The organism is Sulfitobacter sp. PS-8MA, from assembly GCF_040933935.1.
Taxonomy (GTDB): domain Bacteria; phylum Pseudomonadota; class Alphaproteobacteria; order Rhodobacterales; family Rhodobacteraceae; genus Sulfitobacter.
In genome coordinates, this window is sequence record NZ_JBFQYJ010000006.1 from 500,959 (window position 1) to 514,427 (window position 13,469).

The 13,469-nt window shown below is 62.3% G+C and carries 17 protein-coding genes; 9 read left to right on the forward strand and 8 right to left on the reverse strand.

Features of this window, described 5'->3' with window-relative positions:
• Positions 1-150 precede the first annotated feature (150 nt).
• On the reverse strand, positions 151-942 hold the full coding sequence (locus AB4M76_RS06355; RefSeq protein WP_368440963.1) for an enoyl-ACP reductase: 792 nt from the start codon (positions 940-942) through the stop codon (positions 151-153).
• Between the two features lie 9 nt (positions 943-951).
• Positions 952-2,181, reverse strand: a complete 1,230-nt coding sequence (fabB, locus tag AB4M76_RS06360) for a beta-ketoacyl-ACP synthase I (protein WP_368440964.1) — start codon at positions 2,179-2,181, stop codon at positions 952-954.
• A gap of 165 nt (positions 2,182-2,346) precedes the next feature.
• Here fabB and AB4M76_RS06365 point away from each other — a divergent pair, with 165 nt between their 5' ends.
• The gene (locus AB4M76_RS06365; RefSeq protein ID WP_368440965.1) at positions 2,347-3,726 is read left to right on the forward strand and encodes an NAD-dependent succinate-semialdehyde dehydrogenase; all 1,380 of its coding nucleotides are present in this window, start codon (positions 2,347-2,349) and stop codon (positions 3,724-3,726) included.
• Between the two features lie 68 nt (positions 3,727-3,794).
• Positions 3,795-4,397 (forward strand): SDR family oxidoreductase, encoded by a 603-nt coding sequence (locus AB4M76_RS06370; protein ID WP_368440966.1) that lies wholly within the window; start codon positions 3,795-3,797, stop codon positions 4,395-4,397.
• A 65-nt stretch (positions 4,398-4,462) separates the two neighbouring features.
• Here the strand turns inward: AB4M76_RS06370 and fabA are convergent, their stop codons facing one another.
• Complete coding sequence (gene fabA, locus AB4M76_RS06375; protein WP_067261401.1) at positions 4,463-4,972, reverse strand: bifunctional 3-hydroxydecanoyl-ACP dehydratase/trans-2-decenoyl-ACP isomerase; 510 nt, start codon at positions 4,970-4,972, stop codon at positions 4,463-4,465.
• 162 nt (positions 4,973-5,134) lie between these two features.
• Between fabA and irrA the strand changes: the two genes are divergently transcribed.
• Together irrA and AB4M76_RS06385 are read left to right on the forward strand one after the other, a co-directional pair.
• Entirely contained in the window at positions 5,135-5,554 is a 420-nt protein-coding gene (gene irrA, locus AB4M76_RS06380; protein WP_368440967.1) for an iron response transcriptional regulator IrrA, read from the forward strand.
• 129 nt (positions 5,555-5,683) lie between these two features.
• Entirely contained in the window at positions 5,684-6,010 is a 327-nt protein-coding gene (locus tag AB4M76_RS06385; RefSeq protein ID WP_368440968.1) for an SH3 domain-containing protein, read from the forward strand.
• A 29-nt stretch (positions 6,011-6,039) separates the two neighbouring features.
• Here AB4M76_RS06385 and AB4M76_RS06390 read toward each other — a convergent pair whose 3' ends face one another.
• From AB4M76_RS06390 to AB4M76_RS06405, 4 genes are all read right to left on the reverse strand, one after another.
• Positions 6,040-6,657: a class I SAM-dependent methyltransferase gene (locus tag AB4M76_RS06390; protein WP_368440969.1), complete on the reverse strand. Its 618-nt coding sequence runs from the start codon at positions 6,655-6,657 to the stop codon at positions 6,040-6,042.
• 1 nt (position 6,658) lies between these two features.
• A complete protein-coding gene (pssA, locus tag AB4M76_RS06395; RefSeq protein WP_368440970.1) occupies positions 6,659-7,438 on the reverse strand; it encodes a CDP-diacylglycerol--serine O-phosphatidyltransferase in 780 nt (259 codons plus the stop codon).
• Between the two features lie 9 nt (positions 7,439-7,447).
• Positions 7,448-8,140, reverse strand: coding sequence for a phosphatidylserine decarboxylase (locus AB4M76_RS06400; protein WP_368440971.1), 693 nt, complete (start codon positions 8,138-8,140; stop codon positions 7,448-7,450).
• A 177-nt stretch (positions 8,141-8,317) separates the two neighbouring features.
• Positions 8,318-9,187 carry a hypothetical protein gene (locus AB4M76_RS06405; protein WP_368440972.1) on the reverse strand — a complete coding sequence of 290 codons (870 nt, stop codon included), beginning with the start codon at positions 9,185-9,187 and terminating at the stop codon, positions 8,318-8,320.
• Between the two features lie 124 nt (positions 9,188-9,311).
• Between AB4M76_RS06405 and miaB the strand changes: the two genes are divergently transcribed.
• A complete protein-coding gene (miaB, locus tag AB4M76_RS06410; protein ID WP_368440973.1) occupies positions 9,312-10,616 on the forward strand; it encodes a tRNA (N6-isopentenyl adenosine(37)-C2)-methylthiotransferase MiaB in 1,305 nt (434 codons plus the stop codon).
• Between the two features lie 33 nt (positions 10,617-10,649).
• Here miaB and AB4M76_RS06415 read toward each other — a convergent pair whose 3' ends face one another.
• Positions 10,650-10,994, reverse strand: coding sequence for a hypothetical protein (locus AB4M76_RS06415; RefSeq protein ID WP_368440974.1), 345 nt, complete (start codon positions 10,992-10,994; stop codon positions 10,650-10,652).
• A gap of 103 nt (positions 10,995-11,097) precedes the next feature.
• Between AB4M76_RS06415 and AB4M76_RS06420 the strand changes: the two genes are divergently transcribed.
• From AB4M76_RS06420 to AB4M76_RS06435, 4 genes are all read left to right on the forward strand, one after another.
• Entirely contained in the window at positions 11,098-11,346 is a 249-nt protein-coding gene (locus AB4M76_RS06420; RefSeq protein WP_368440975.1) for a hypothetical protein, read from the forward strand.
• Positions 11,347-11,444: 98 nt separating this feature from the next.
• On the forward strand, positions 11,445-11,996 hold the full coding sequence (locus AB4M76_RS06425; protein WP_368442386.1) for an OmpA family protein: 552 nt from the start codon (positions 11,445-11,447) through the stop codon (positions 11,994-11,996).
• Positions 11,997-12,008: 12 nt separating this feature from the next.
• Positions 12,009-12,332, forward strand: a complete 324-nt coding sequence (locus AB4M76_RS06430) for a hypothetical protein (protein WP_368440976.1) — start codon at positions 12,009-12,011, stop codon at positions 12,330-12,332.
• Positions 12,333-12,479: 147 nt separating this feature from the next.
• A complete protein-coding gene (locus AB4M76_RS06435) occupies positions 12,480-13,469 on the forward strand; it encodes a PhoH family protein (RefSeq protein ID WP_368440977.1) in 990 nt (329 codons plus the stop codon).

The window sequence follows — 13,469 nt, forward strand, 5'->3', positions numbered from 1 at the left end:
GCCGGGCCATCGCCTGCCCGCCCCCCGGGTAGGCGATTTGGTGAGGCTGGGCGTGACCTCGCGGAACCCACATCATAGTTGAGAAATAAAGTGGTACCTAGCTACGTTGCCACCGCCGACCCGCGGGCAGGCGATGGCCCTCGTGCTTCCTTACAGATGCTCCGCCTGCGGCATCCCCAGCACATGGAACCCGCCATCGACGCGGATGATCTCACCCGTCGTGCAGGCCCCCGCATCGGACGCGAGATAGACCGCCGTGCCACCCACGGCCTCTAAGGTCGCATTCGACCGCAGCGGCGCGTTCTGATCCGTGTGCTTATAGGTCTTGCGCGCCCCACCAATCGCCGCGCCCGCCAACGTCTTCATCGGCCCCGGCGAGATCGCGTTCACGCGGATCCCCTCCGGCCCCAGATCATTCGCCAGATAGCGCGTGGCACTTTCCAGCGCCGCCTTGGCCACGCCCATCACGTTGTAATTCGGCGTCACCCGGTTCGAGCCCATATAGGTCAGGGTCATCAGCGTGCCACCGTTCTCAACCATCAGCGGATGCGCGCGGCGGGCCACGTCGATGAAGGAATAGGCCGAGATATCCATCGAGTTCTTGAAGTTCTCCCGGCTGGTGTTCAGGAACCGCCCCGTCAATTCGGATTTATCCGAGAAAGCAATGGCATGCACGACGAAGTCGATCGTCGGCCAGCGCGCGCCCAGGTCCTCGAAAGCGCGGTCGAGCGAGGCGTCATCGGTCACATCGACATCGACCATGAAGTCCGAGCCGACGCTCTGCGCCAGCGGCTCCAGCCGCTTGCCAAAGGCTTCGCCCTGATAGGTAAAGGCCAGCTCCGCCCCGGCCTCGGCCATCGCCTTGGCGATGCCCCAGGCGATGGAGCGTTCATTGGCCACACCCATGATGAGGCCGCGTTTTCCTGCAAGCAATCCTGACATGACGCGCCCTCAGACTTTGTATTTCGACAGGATCATCGACCCGTTGGTGCCGCCGAACCCGAAGGAGTTGGTCATCACCGAATCAAGACCTGCATTGTCCACACGCTCCAACGCAATCTCGGAAGGATCGAGCGCCGGGTCGAGGTTCTGCACATTGATCGACTTGGCGATGAAATCATTGTCGAGCATCAGCAGCGAGAAGATCGCCTCCAGCGCCCCCGCAGCGCCCTGCGCGTGGCCGGTCATCGACTTGGTGGAACTGACGGGCGGGGTGCTGCCCTCGCCAAAGACGCGGCGCACGGCTTCGATCTCGCCCACATCGCCCACCGGCGTCGAGGTGCCGTGCGCGTTGATATAGCCCACCTTGCGGCCCTCGGGCAGGGTCTCCAGCGCCAGACGCATGGCGCGCTCGCCACCCTCGCCGGAGGGGGCCACCATGTCGTGCCCGTCGCTGGTGGCGGCATAGCCGGTCACCTCGGCGTAGATCTTCGCACCCCGCGCCAGCGCGTGATCGAGGTCTTCCAGCACCAGCATCCCGCCGCCGCCGGAGATCACGAAACCGTCGCGGTCTGCGTCAAAGGCGCGGCTCGCCGTCTCGGGCGCGTCGTTGTATTTGGACGACATCGCCCCCATTGCGTCGAAGAGGCAGCTGAGCGTCCAGTCCAACTCCTCGCCGCCGCCGGCGAACATCACGTCCTGCTTGCCCAGCATGATCTGCTCGGCTGCGTTGCCGATGCAATGCAGGGACGTAGAACAGGCGGAGGTGATCGAATAGTTAATGCCCTTGATCTTGAAGGCGGTCGAGAGGTTCGCGCTGACAGTCGAGGACATGCACTTCGGCACCGCGAAAGGCCCGATGCGCTTCGTCGCCCCGGTGTCTTTCACAATGTTATGCGCGGCGAACATGGCAGAGGTCGACGGCCCGCCGGAGCCTGCCACCAGACCGGTGCGCGGGTTGCTGATCTGGCTCTCGTCCAGACCCGCGTCCTTGATGGCCTGATCCATCGCCACATAGGCATAGCCCGCGCCCGGCCCCATGAAGCGCAGGGTGCGCTTGTCGATATGGTCGGCGAGGTTGATCTTGAGCGTCCCGGCGACGCGGCTGCGGAACCCGTGTTCGGCCATCTCCGGGCTGGCTTCGATCCCGGAGGTGCCGTTTTTGAGTGCTTCGAGCACTTCTTCGGCGTTATTTCCGATGGATGAGACGATCCCCAACCCTGTGACGACGACGCGGCGCATGGGCAGCACTCCTTTGTTTTATCAACCCCCGGTGTATGACAGCACGGCGGGACGGCGCAAGCGGTTTGCCGTTAAGCCGCGTTGCTTCTGCGCGGTCAAAGTTCCGTGATGGAACGGCAAAGCCACGCGTCGTGTTGGGGTTGCAACATCCAAAAGGAGACTGCAATGCCCGAGATCAAGACAGTGAACCCCGCAACCGAAGAGGTGATCAACACCTATGAGGTCATGTCCGAAGCCGAGGCCATCGGCGCCCTTGAGGCGACCCATAGGGCTTTTGAGGACTGGCGCAAACTGTCGCACAGCGACCGCGCCCCCTATCTCAAGAAAATCGCCGAGAAACTGCGCGCGCATAAGGAAGAGCTGGCCGAGCTGATGACCCGCGAGGTCGGCAAGCTCTATCAGGACAGTCTCGATGAGGTGGACCTCTGCGCCGCGATCTTTGACTATAGCGCCGAGGCGGGGCCGGAAAAATTGCAAGACGAGACCCGCGAGTTGATGAACGGCAAGAAACGCGGTGTCGTCACCTATCAGCCGATTGGCGTGATCTACTCCATCCAGCCGTGGAACTTCCCCTTTTACCAGCCGGTCCGGGTCTTGGCGGCGAACCTGATGACGGGCAATGGCTGCGTGTTGAAACATGCGCAGATCTGTACCGGCAGCGCGCTGCGGCTAAAGGAGATCTGCGAAGAAGCGGGGCTGCCCAAGGACCTGTTCAACGTGGTGATCATCGACCATGACACCAGCGACAAGATCATCGCCCATGATCTGGTGCGGGGCGTGACCATGACCGGATCGGACAAGGCAGGCAGCCATATCGGTGCGCTGGCCGCGAAACATCTGAAGAAATCGGTGCTGGAGTTGGGCTCCAACGACGCCTTTATCGTGCTGGATGATGCAGATATCGAGACGGCCGCAAAATTCTCTGCAGCGGGGCGCATCTATAACAACGGCCAGACCTGTATCTCGGCCAAACGCTTTATCGTGACCGAGAAAAACCACGACGCCTTCCTTGAGGCCTTTGTCGAGCAGATGAAGGCGATTGAGATGGGCGATCCGATGGATGAGAACACCAAGCTCGGCCCGCTGTCGAGCCAAGAGCAGTTTGAAGCGGTGCGGGATCAGGTCAAGGAAAGTGTCGAGAAGGGCGCGGAGGTGCTCTGCGGCGGCGAGGTGCCGGAGAGAACCGGGGCGTTCTACCCCTCGACCGTTCTGGCCAATGTGACGCCGGGGATGCCGGCCTATGATGATGAGATTTTCGGCCCCGTGGCGGCGGTCATCCGAGCCAAGGATGATGCGGACGCGATGCGCATTGCCAATGACAGCCGCTACGGCTTGGGCGGCGGGATCTTTTGCACCGACGAAGACCATGCGTTGCAACTCGCGCGGGAAGAGTTCGACACCGGCATGATCCGCATCAATGGCTTTGGCCTTGCCGATCCGAATATGCCGTTCGGCGGGGTGAAAAATTCCGGCTACGGGCGTGAGCATGGCGGCTTCGGCATGACTGAATTCGTCAATGCCAAGGCCGTGTTCCTGCCGTCATAAGCGCGATGCGGCGGGCGGGGATTTGCCCCTCCGCCTGTCCATTGTTCCACGTTTTCAGGAGGTTAGAGATGACAGTGAAAGTCCTTGTGGCCGGTGCAACCGGCAAGACCGGGCGGCTGCTGGTCAGCGAATTGAAAGACCGGGGCGCAAGCCCGATCGCTTTGGTGCGGGACGGTTCCGACACGACGGTCTTGCCCGAAGGCACCGAACAGCGCAAAGGGGACCTGACCAAGCTGCAGGCCGGTGTTTGCGATCATGTCGATGTGGTGGTCTTCGCCGCCGGCTCGGGCGGCCACACCGGGCCGGAGATGACCGAGAAGGTCGACCGCGACGGCGCGCAGCATCTGGTCGATCTTGCGAAGGAGGCCGGCGTGGAGCGCTTCGTCATGCTCAGTTCCGTGGGCGCGGACAATCCGCCCGAGGATCATGAGATGACACATTATCTGAAAGCCAAACAGGCGGCGGATGCGCATTTGCAAGCCTCGGGTCTGACCTATTCGATCCTGCGCCCGGTGGCCCTGACCGATGATCCCAAAACCGATGCGGTGACGCTGGGCGCGGATGTGGATCAGGGCGCACGGGCCCATCGGGCGGATGTGGCCGCCGTTCTGGCCGAAGCCGCCGTGACGGGGCGGCATGACGGTAAGGTGCAGGAGATGCAGACGGCGTAAATTAGCCGCTGTCTGGAACGCAAAAGGGGGCCGTCAGGCCCCCTTTTTAATAGACCGTCAGTAGCTTAACTCTCGCTCAGCGCCACTTTCATGTCTTTGACCTGATAGATCACCTCGCCATCGGCTTCGACGATCCCATCGGCCACACCCATGGTCAGGCGGCGGGTTTGGATCGCCTTGGTGAAATCAATCTTATAGGTCAGCATCTTGCGGTCCGGGCGGACCATGCCGGTCAGTTTCACTTCGCCCACGCCAAGCGCATAGCCGCGCCCCTGCCAGCCGCGCCAGCCAAGGTTGAAGCCGGTGAGCTGCCACAGACCGTCAAGGCCCAGACAGCCGGGCATGATCGGGTTGCCGGGGAAGTGGCATTCAAAGAACCACAGGTCCGGGGTGATGTCGAACTCGGCGGTGATATGGCCTTTGCCATGGGCGCCGCCATCGGCTGAAACATCGGTGATCCGGTCCATCATGAGCATCGGCGGGGCGGGAAGCTGCGCGTTGCCGGGGCCGAAAAGCTCGCCACGGGCGCATTTCAGCAGATCTTCCTTGTCGAAACTCGTGGGGTAGTCGGCCATGCTGCGGCTCTCCTGATGGTGAATTCACTGACGCCCCGTCTAACACCCCGGCCACGCGGCCCGCAAGAGCCGCAGGCGGCGGGCGGCGGGGCGTCTGGGGCGGTTTTTGTTTGAAAACTGGTGATTTCCTCCTTTATATGACTATGGAAAGGCGGGAACGTGATGTCCGAACAGGAACATGAAGCTGGAACGCGCTGGCTGGCTCAGGCCGGGCTGCGTCCGACACGGCAACGGGTAACCTTGGCGCGTTTGCTGGTCGGCGACGGTCAGGATCGCCATGTCACGGCCGAAAGTCTTTTCGAAGCAGCCAAGGGGCAGGGGGATGCGGTGTCATTGGCCACCGTCTACAACACGCTGCGCGCCTTTTGCGATGCGGGGCTGTTGCAGGAGGTGACCGTCGATGGCTCGAAAAGCTATTTCGACACCAACACCCATGACCATCCGCATTTCTTTTGGGAAGACGAAGATCGGCTGACCGATGCGCCCTCTGAAGATCTGATCATCGCCCAGCTGCCCGACGCGCCCGAAGGGGCCGAGATCGCCTCGGTCGATGTGGTGATCCGCCTGCGCCGCAAGGGCTGAGCCTGCGCCACGCCGCGGCCCGGGGAGGCTGGGCAGCATTCCGCCAGAATTTGACCTGTGATCCGGCGCCGCCGCTTTGGGCGGCATTCTGCGCTATGCTCCTCGCCATCTGGCAGCGAGGTATCTCAAATGCGAATATCGGTTCTGGCGCTTGCTCTGACCCTCTTTGCCGCGCAGCCGCAGGCGCAGCAGCTCGACGTCGAGTTCAAGATCATCGAAGATGCCCAGGCGGCGGGCTGTGCCGGCAGCATCGTCTCGGGCCTGGACCCGAATGGCGACGGTTTCCTCGCGGTGCGCAAAGGGCCGGGCACGCAGCACGCGAAGATCGACCAGCTTTACAACGGTGACACGGTGCGGACCTGTGCGCGCAGCGGGCGTTGGATCGGCGTCTATTACGGCACGCCGCGCCGCAAGGGATGGGTGCATGGCAATTGGCTGGTCGACGGGGCGGGCTGAGCCCCGCGCCGAGCGGCCTTTGCCGCTTTTCAGCCCTTCTTGCGCAGAACCAGAAAGGTCATCATGCCCATTGGCGGCAGCGCGCGTTCATCTTCGACATGCAGCGCGTCCTGTTGCAAGACCCGGTCCATCTCGAAATCTGAATGCCAGCCCAGCGTATTGGCAAAGGGGGCCGAGACCTTCTCAAGGAAACCCAGCACGCCCGAGGTGCGCATGAAATGGTTGGCGATGACCACTTGGCCCCCGGGTTTCAGCACCCGGGCGATCTCTCCCATCACCCGCTCCGGCTCTGGCACGACCGAGAGCACATGCAGGGCGGCGATCGTGTCGAAACTGGCGTCGGGAAAGTCGAGGTCGCGGGCGTCCATCTGGCGCAGCTCGGCGACATGGGTCGCCCCTTCGCGCGCCACCCGTTCGCGGGCTTTGGCGAGCATCTCGTCGCTGAAATCAATGCCCGTCACGGAAAGATGCGGCGCGTAATGGGGCAGGGACAGGCCGGTGCCGACGCCGACTTCCAGCACCGATCCGGCCCTTTGATTGATATGGGCCACAACATGGCGGCGTCCGCCGCTGGTCAGAGCGCCGAATGTCTTGTCATAAATCGGCGCCCAACGGGCATAGGACGTTTCAACCGCCTTGATATCCATCTCAAACCTCTTTGTTTTTACTCGGCTTTCGGCTGCGCAGCAGGCCCCAGATCACCATGCCGATATAGGCAAAGCAAAGCACCACAAGCGTGGTCCAGGCATATGTCGCCAGCGCAGCGGCAAAGATCGCCACGCCGACCAGCAGGTATTTTACATGGCGTCGGGAAATCTTGGTCTTCTTGAACGACCATGTGGGGATGCGGCTGATCATCAGAAAGCCGATCAGCACCATATGCAGCGCAATCATCCAATCCGGCAGGATCGGCCGGTTGTGAAAGGCAAAGGACAGGGTCATCGGCAAGAGCACCAGAAGCGCGCCCGCGGGGGAGGGGATGCCGGTGAAGAAAGAGCCGGATTCGCCCACCGCGTCGCCATTCTTGGCCCGCTCGGCTTCGGCCTTGTCGTTCACGTTGAACCGCGCCAGCCGCACCACGCAGCAGACCGCATAGACCAGCACCGAGATCCAGGCCGCCGAGCGCATGTCTTGCAGCGCCCAGAAATAGAGGATCAGCGGCGGGGCCACGCCAAAGTTCAGGAAATCGGCCAGCGAATCCAGTTCCGCCCCCATCGGGCTGGAGGAGCGCAAAAGCCGCGCCAGCCGCCCGTCGAGCCCATCCAGCACACAGGCCAGCAGAATGAGTTGCACCGCCAGCACATAGTTGCCCTGCACCCCGAAACGGATCGCGGAGAGCCCCGCGCAGATGGCGGTGATGGTCAGCGCATTGGGAAGCAGTTGGATCAGCGCAAGGTCCGCGCCGGTCTTTTCAGAAGGGGGACGCATGCGAAGATCCTACAGCGGGGTGGTTTCGGCCACCGGCGGTTTCAATTCGGCCAGCACGGTTTCCCCGGCGACCATGGTTTGCCCGATGCGAACCATGGGGTCGACGCCTTCGGGCAGGTAGACATCTAGCCGGGAGCCGAAGCGGATCAAGCCGAAGCGTTCGCCGGTTTCCAGCCCGTCGCCGGATTTCACGAAACAGACGATGCGCCGCGCCACGAGGCCCGCAATCTGCACCACCGCCAGATCGCGCCCGTCGTCCATGCGGATACACAGGCTGTTGCGCTCATTGTCGGCGCTGGCCTTGTCGAGCGAGGCGTTGAAGAATTTGCCCGGCCGGTAGGCCACCGCCTGCACCTTGCCCGCGACGGGGGCGCGGTTGATGTGGCAGTTGAACACGCTCATGAAGACGCTGACGCGGGTCAGGGGCACATCGGGCATGCCCAGTTCGGCGGGCGGCACGGCGGGTTCGATCAGCGAGACGATGCCATCGGCGGGGCTGACGATCAGGTCGGGCCGATCCGGGGTAACACGCTCGGGGTCGCGGAAGAAATAGTAGCACCAGATGGTCAGGCCGACGCCGATCCAGCCCAGCACATCGGCGATGGCAAAGAGCACCAGCGTGACGGCGGCAAAGATCGCGACGAATTTGACGCCCTCGCGGTGCATTGGCTTGATGAATGTGTCGAGCAAGTTGACGGACATCGGACCCTCCGGTGGTGGCTGTCTTCCGTCATAGGAGTAAAGCGCGGGAGTGCAAGGAGGTTTTGGGGATAGGCGCAGCGTCGGCGGGTGGGTGCAGGGCTTGCGGTAAGGGCAGCGCCCGCCCTGGGGGCATGCCCGTGTTGCCCAGAGGCCGAAGGGGTTGCTATCGGGGTCTCTTCAAAACCACTGCCCCGGTTCCATCAGCCCCAGATCCAGCAACTGCCGCGAATGCCACTCGAAAGGTTCGGAGTTATGCCAGTGAAAGCTGGGGATCTCGTCGCGGCTGCCGGGATTGCTTTTCAGCGCCTTGGCGGTGCGGAAGGAACAGACCGCCGCGGTGATATTGTGGTGCCAGGGGCAGGCGTAGGTGTTGTATTCTTCGTCATTGAAGGTGTGATCGGGGCGCAGCAGGAGCCCCGGCTTGGCGCGGAACAGGGGGATGCGGTCGATCTTGCGGCTCTCTGCGGGCACATGTTCCTCAAAGCGCCAGCGCAGCCCGCCAAAGAAATCCAACTGCCGTTCTTTCGGATGCCCGTTCTTGGCCGGATCGCTGCGCGCCAGGGCATAATAGCCCGAGCGGTCGAGATGCGCGTCGTCCAGGGACACCGCCTGCGGGTTCGCGTCGAGATCCAGCGCATAGAGGTCGATCACATAGGCCAGCAGCGCATCCCGGCGCTCTTCGCTGTGAAACGCCAGCAGTTCTACGATATTGCGCGTCTCGCAAAACGGGTGGAACAGATATTCGGCGTTGTAGCAGTAATAGACCCACTGGCCAGCAACCGCCGGGATCACGCGGTTCACCGCCCGCTGCAGCGCCTCTTCGTGAGAACTGTCATAGTCCACCCGCAAGACGGTTTCCTGCAAATCGCGCGGCAGATCAAAGCTCGGCGGCATCAGCGCCACCACCGAGGTGAACCCCGCCTGCTGGTGGTGGCGTAGCGTCGTGGCGACCTCGACGTCATCTTCCACCAGCACCAGCGCAAGGGGGCCTGCCCGTAGCGCCCCGCGGGCTTCTTTGATAAGATGATCAAGGTCGCGATACCGCATATGTCCCCGCATGGCCGCCCAATAGGGCAACGTCGGTTAATTCCGGGTGCATTGCAAGATGCGCCCGCCGCTGCTATGCGGCGCCATCTGCCCAAAATCTGCCCGAACATGATGGATGCCCGCCATGACCCAACCGAAAAAGCTGTTCATCAAGACCTATGGCTGCCAGATGAACGTCTATGACAGCGAACGCATGGCCGAAAGCCTGGGCGGTCAGGGCTATGTCACAACCGACCGCGCCGATGACGCGGATATGATCCTGCTCAACACCTGCCACATCCGGGAAAAGGCGGCGGAGAAGGTCTATTCCGAACTGGGCCGGTTGAAGCCGTTGAAAGAGGCGCGGCCCGATCTCAAGATCGGCGTGGCCGGCTGTGTGGCACAGGCCGAGGGCGAAGAGATCATGCGCCGGCAGCCTGCCGTCGATCTGGTGGTTGGGCCGCAGAGCTATCACCGTCTGCCCGAGATGGAAGCGAAAGTGCAGGGCGGGCAGAGCGCGCTCGACACCGACTTCCCGACCGAAGACAAGTTTAACCACCTCAAATCCCGCCCCAAGGCGAAACGCGCGCCCGCCGCCTTTCTGACGGTGCAAGAGGGCTGCGACAAATTCTGTGCCTTCTGCGTGGTGCCCTATACGCGCGGCGCCGAAGTTTCGCGCCCCGCCGAAAAGGTACTGGAAGAGGCCCGCGATCTGGTCGAGCGCGGCGTGCGCGAAGTCACGCTGCTGGGCCAGAACGTTAACGCCTATCACGGCGGTATGACGCTGGCCGGACTGATCCGGGCGCTGGCCAAGATCGACGGGCTGGAGCGTATCCGCTACACCACCAGCCACCCCAATGACATGGGCGACGATCTGATCGCGGCGCATGGCGAGGTGCCGGAGCTGATGCCCTATCTGCACCTGCCGGTGCAATCGGGCAGCGACCATATCCTAAAGCGCATGAACCGCAGCCATACGGCGGAAAGCTACCTGCGGCTCATTGAACGCATCCGCGACGCGCGGCCCGATATTGTGCTCTCGGGCGATTTCATCGTCGGCTTCCCCGAGGAAAGCGACGCTGATTTCGAGGCCACGATGGAACTGGTCCGGCAGGTGCGCTACGGCTATGCCTATTCGTTCAAATACTCCACCCGCCCCGGCACGCCCGCCGCCGAACGCCCGCTGGTCGATCCCGCCGTGGCCGACGCCCGCCTGCAACGGCTGCAAGGGCTGATCACCTCGCATCAGCAAGAGATTCAGCAATCCATGGTCGGGCGCGAGGTGTCGGTGCTGGTGGAGAAGAAGGGCCGCCTGCCGGGGCAGATGCTGGGCAAATCGGAGTATCTGCATGCGGTGCATATCGAGGACAGCAGCGCCGCGATCGGCGACATCCAGCGGGTCCGGGTGACTGAGGCGAAAACCAACTCGCTGGCCGCCGTTCTGGTCTGAAAGGGTGCGCGGCGCCGCGCACCCCTCGCACTCTCAGTAGTTGTGTTTCCGGTGCGATGCCGCATCCGCGAAAATACGTTCCATATGCGCTTTCAACCCGGCCGGGTTGCCCACCAGACGCTCATCGCGGCAGACCCGTTCTGCGATGGCATGGGCGGTGGGGAAGTCATAGCCGACAGCGACAAGGCTATCGATAAAGACGCTGTTGGGCCGGTCCCAGATCACGTCATGCCACGGGCCACGGTAGCAGCTGACGTGGATCACATTGCCGGTCGGCACGGCAACGCCCTGGTTGTGGTAGGCGTATTTCACACCCCCGGCAAAGGCGGGCAGAGCGAGCATCCCGGCCACGGCGGTTGCAAGCATTGTTTTCATCATCACATAGTCCCCCAATTAAGTTTGCAGCAATTCTTGGCTTCGGCAAAGCCGCGCGAAAGTCCCACCCGCGCGCTCCGATAGATAGAGGCATAGGTGCAGCCGCTTGTATTTCAAGAAAAATCGGCGCCATTGTTGCGCGCCGGTGGATAGTGCGGCAGTGGCTGATTTGATTGTTGAGCCTGCCGGATCAATGCCGCGTTTTGGCCGTCTTCTCGCCCCCGAAGGGAGCGGAATGGGGCAGCAAGGCCGTGCCCTCAAAAAAGCAACAATTTTCAGAAATCGTTGTGATCGCCGCCAAATGAGCCACAAAATGTTGATAACCCTGCTTCACAGGCGGCGGGTTTTTGCCTAACCTGACGAGATATTGCCAAGGTACGGCCCCCAAGGGCGCTGAATTTGCCAAAGATTAAAATAAGGACGAATGCTGTGGGAAACCATATTTCCAATGCGATGCGCGCGCTGGCCAGTCTGGCGCTCGCAGCGGCGCTGACCGTGACGGGGACGGTCGCCGACGCCCAGACCCCTTCGCAACAGGGCCGTGACAAAGGCATCTATACGCCGACGATCTGGGTGGATCCCGATGGCTGCGAACATTGGGTCATGGATGATGGTGCCGAGGGCTATATGACGCCTCATGTCAGCCGTCAGGGCATCCCGGTTTGCCGCCGGGGCAATGTCTGCGGGGTGATGGAGACGGATCAGTTCTTTGCCACCGACAAATACAGCATCTCGCGCGCCGGTCAGGCGCGTCTGGCGAATTTCTTCAAGTCGACCGGCGCCGTGTCCTACATCATCACCGGCCACACCGACAGCCGCGCCTCGGATGCCTATAACATGCGCCTGTCCTATAACCGGGCCAATGCCGTGGCGCGGATCGCCCATCAGGTTGGCGCAAAGATCGCTGACGTGCGCGGCTATGGCGAGCGGATGCCCGCCGCGCCCAATAATTCTGCGGCGAATATGGCCAAGAACCGCCGTGTCGAAATTATCTGCATTCGCTGAAGGGACAGACAAGTGATTAAGACGAAACTTCTCATGGTCACCGCCTGTGCCGTCGGCCTTTCGGCCTGTGCCGATTACGAAGGCGGGCTGACCCGGGGCTACCCCTCGGACAAGACCTTTGACCGGGGCATCGACAAAAAGCATCTGAGCCAGCTTCAGGCCGGCATCTGGGTCGATCCCAATGGCTGCGACCATTGGATCATCGACGACGGGGTCGAGGGCTATCTCTCGGCGCGGTTGGACAAATTCGGCAAGCCGGTATGTTCCGGCGTGGCCCCTCCGACGCATACTGCCGGTCACTTCAAAGGTGGGTCGCGCATCAAGGACCCGAACTGACCTTGGCGGCGGATACCGAAAACACCGGGCCGGAGCGCAATGCGCTTCGGCCTTTTTTGTCCGTATGGGTTGGTAATCCGACCCTTTCTGCCTATTTCAACAGCTAGTGCTTCACAAAGGATACGCGCATTGCCTTCAACTGATCTGATGAGCCCAGACACCGCGGCCGAACGGGTGGTGGAATTTCCGGATAATCGCCTGTTGATCGACCTCTGCGGCGCCTATGACGCGCATCTGGCGGCCATCGAGAAGTCGCTTGAGGTGCAGATCATCCGGCGCGGCAATCACCTGCAGCTCTTGGGCGATGGCGAATCCATCGAAAAGGCCGAGGCGATGCTGAACGCGCTCTACGCGCGGCTCGAAGGCGGCCGTTCGGTCGAGGCGGGCGATGTGGACGGCATGTTGCGGATGGGCAATTCCGACGCCGATACCGGGGTGCGCCAGGGGGATCAGCTGGAAATGCCAATGGGCGACGCGGTCGAGATTCAGACCCGCAAGAAACGGGTGGAGCCGCGCACCGACGCGCAGAAAGCCTATGTGCAAGCGCTCTTCGACAATGAACTGGCCTTTGGCATCGGCCCTGCGGGGACGGGCAAGACCTATCTAGCGGTGGCGGTGGGCGTGTCGATGTTCATCGGCGGCCATGTCGACCGGATCATCCTGTCGCGCCCTGCGGTCGAGGCGGGCGAAAAGCTCGGCTATCTGCCCGGCGACATGAAGGACAAGGTCGACCCCTATATGCAGCCGCTTTACGACGCGCTGAACGACTTCCTGCCGGGCAAGCAATTGGCCAAGCTGCTGGAGGAAAAGCGCATCGAGATCGCGCCGCTGGCCTTTATGCGGGGCCGCACCCTGTCTAATGCCTTCGTTGTGCTGGACGAGGCGCAAAATGCCACCTCGATGCAGATGAAGATGTTTCTGACCCGTCTGGGCCAGGGGTCGCGCATGGTGGTGACCGGCGACCGCACCCAGATCGACCTGCCGCGCGGGGTGCAATCGGGGCTGCAGGATGCGGAACGTCTGCTCAAGACCATCCCCAGCATCAGCTTCAACTACTTCACCTCCAAGGATGTCGTGCGCCACCCGCTCGTGGCCGCCATCATCGAAGCCTATGAGGCGGACAGCGGTGCCGCTTGA